Origin of the sequence: Mesorhizobium sp. M7A.F.Ca.CA.002.05.1.1 (genome assembly GCF_003998335.1) — a bacterium.
GTDB lineage: Bacteria > Pseudomonadota > Alphaproteobacteria > Rhizobiales > Rhizobiaceae > Mesorhizobium.
Window position 1 is genome coordinate 1 of sequence record NZ_RZQI01000813.1, and the last position, 2689, is coordinate 2689.

At 63.1% G+C, this 2689-nt stretch carries 3 protein-coding genes; all 3 read left to right on the forward strand.

Going from position 1 to position 2689, the window contains the following annotated elements; all coding sequences use genetic code 11:
- Positions 1-172: 172 nt before the first annotated feature.
- Positions 173-1162: a zinc-dependent alcohol dehydrogenase family protein gene (locus EN939_RS28855; RefSeq protein ID WP_127270119.1), complete on the forward strand. Its 990-nt coding sequence runs from the start codon at positions 173-175 to the stop codon at positions 1160-1162.
- Positions 1163-1395: 233 nt separating this feature from the next.
- Entirely contained in the window at positions 1396-1698 is a 303-nt protein-coding gene (locus EN939_RS28860; RefSeq protein ID WP_127270121.1) for a TFIIB-type zinc ribbon-containing protein, read from the forward strand.
- A 67-nt stretch (positions 1699-1765) separates the two neighbouring features.
- A partial coding sequence (locus EN939_RS28865) for a TIM44-like domain-containing protein (protein WP_127271111.1) occupies positions 1766-2689 on the forward strand: 924 nt, incomplete at its 3' end.

Genomic DNA, 2689 nt, shown 5'->3' on the forward strand with positions numbered 1-2689 from the left:
CCGCTGCTGCCGCGAACGAGCCGAGATCGACGGCCTTGACGAACACAGCCATGCTTTCGAGCCGATCCATATTCGGAACTCCTGGTTTCTACTGTTCTTCTCGTGCAGCCATTTATCCCTGGGCAGCCTAGCTGCATAGCTCATTCGGTCCAGTTGATTTGGAGTATCCCGAATGACACGTGTGGTTCGCTTTCACCAGCATGGCGGCCCTGAGGTTCTGCGCATCGAGGATGCCGAGCTTCCCCCACCGGGCCCGGGCGAAGTTCAAATCCGCGTCAAGGCGCTCGGCCTCAACCGCGCCGACGCGCTGCTGCGCGCGGGTTCCTATATCGAGACGCCGAAGCTGCCCTCGGGGCTTGGTCTCGAAGCGGCGGGTGTCATCGAGGCTATAGGCGACGGCGTGAAGGAATTCGCGCCGGGCGACGGCGTCAGTGCCATCCCGCCGCAATCGATGATCCGCTGGCCGGCCTATGGCGAGCTTGCCACTTATCCCGCGGAACTTATCGTCAAGCACCCGCCGTCGCTCGACTGGCAAACGGCAGCGGCGGTCTGGATGCAGTACCTCACCGCCTATGGCGCGCTGATCGATATCGCTGGGCTGCACAGCGGAGACCACGTGGTGATCACCGCGGCGTCGAGTAGTGTCGGGCTTGCCGCGGTCCAGATCGCCAACAGTGTGGGCGCGACGACGATTGCGGTGACGCGAACATCGGCGAAGATGCGGGCGCTGCTCGAGGCCGGTGCGGCCGAAGTCGTGGCCTCGACGGAGGAAGATCTGGCGGCGCGGTTGAACCAGATCGCCGGGCCGCGAGGCGTGCGCGTCGTGTTCGATGCGGTCGGCGGCCCGATCTTCGAGCCGCTGACGGCGGCCATGTCGCATAGCGGCATCCTCATCGAATATGGCGGACTGAGCCACGCGCCGACACCGTTTCCGCTATTCGCCGTGCTGGCTAAGACACTGACGCTGCGCGGCTACCTCGTCCACGAGATCACCGGCAACCCGGCGAAACTGGAGGCCGCCAAGGCTTTCATCCTCGCAGGACTCGAGACCGGGACTCTAAAGCCGATCATCGATAGGACCTTCGCGTTCGACCAAATCGTCGAGGCACATCGCCACCTGGAGTCGAACGAGCAGTTCGGCAAGATCGTGGTGACGATCTGAAATCGTGGTGACGATTTGAAATCGTGGTCACGGTCTGAGCGAGATGGCGAACAAATCACTCTTGCGGGCAATATCGCCCCTTGAAGGCGCGGCGCTGCATTCCTAATTGTCCCCTGCGGGCCGGGCCCCTCTGACTGTCGCTTTTGGCGACTGTGATGTCGGACCGCTGTAACGGGCCCGTTTTCATCCTTTTCGGTCGAGCGGGTTCCTTCTTTTTTGGTTTGGAGCGCCGTATGACATCTCCTTCTCTCCTTGGTATGACTTGCCCCTCCTGCCGCGTTGCGCTCGTGATGAGCGAACGCCAGGGTATCGAAATCGACTACTGTCCGCAGTGCCGCGGCGTCTGGCTTGATCGGGGAGAACTCGACAAGATCATCGAGCGTTCCGGCAGGGAAGCGGCGCCCGCGCCGCAGCCACAGCCGGCAGCGTTCTCCCAGCCGCAACACGGCCAGGGCCGCGACGACGATTATTCCCGCTCCCACGGCCACCGCTATCCGAAGCGGAAGAAATCATTTTTCGAAGAGTTGTTCGATTGACCGTATAACGCCGGCACCCGGCGACGGCTGAAATTTCCGAAACCGCAGAGACAAAGGTTCATCTCCGATGACTTCCCGTACAAGCCGATTTGCAGCCCTCTTTGCAGGACTGTTCCTGGCGTTTTCGATGGTCGCGATAGACCATGCCGAGGCGCGCCGCGGCGGCAGTTTCGGCAGTCGTGGCATGCGCACGTTCCAATCGGCACCGCCGACCAGGACCGCGCCGGCCCCGACCGCTCCGGTCGAGCGTTCGATGACGCCCAACACCGGTGTGAACAACGCGGCCCGGCAGCCACAGGCCGGCCCGCAGAGGCCCGGCTTCATGAGCGGCTTCGGGGGAACGATGATGCGGGGCCTGCTGCTCGGCGGCCTGATCGGCCTGCTCGTCGGCCAAGGCTTCGGCGGCCTGGCCGGAATGTTCGGTTTCCTGCTTCAGGCCCTGCTCATCGGTGGCGCGATCATGCTGGCTATCCGCTTCTTCCGCTCGCAATCGGCGCGTGGTCCTGCGCCAGCGCTCGCCGGTGTCGGCAATGCCCAGGCTTCGAGATTTGAGAACCGCGCAACGGCAGGGCAGCAGACTGCAGGCTCCTTCACAATTCCCGGCTTTGGCGGTGGTTCGGGCGGAAGCTCTCCGGCCATCGGTTCTGATGAGATCACGCTGGCTCAGACCGACCTCGACGCATTCCAGCAGCTGTTGACCGATGTCCAGGAAGCATTCGGGCGCGAAGACCATGCCGCTCTGCGCCGGGCTGTTACCCCCGAAATGGTATCCTATCTGTCGGAAGAGCTGGCCGACAATGCCCAGAAAGGTCTCAGGAACGAGGTAACGGACATCACGTTGCTGCAGGCCGACGTCGCTGAAAGCTGGCGTGAGGATGACCGCGACTACGCCACGGCCGCATTGCGCTACGAGTCTCGTGACGTGACGCGCGAACGGGCCAGCGGCAAGGTCGTCGCGGGCGACGATGATCATCCGACAGAGACGACCGAG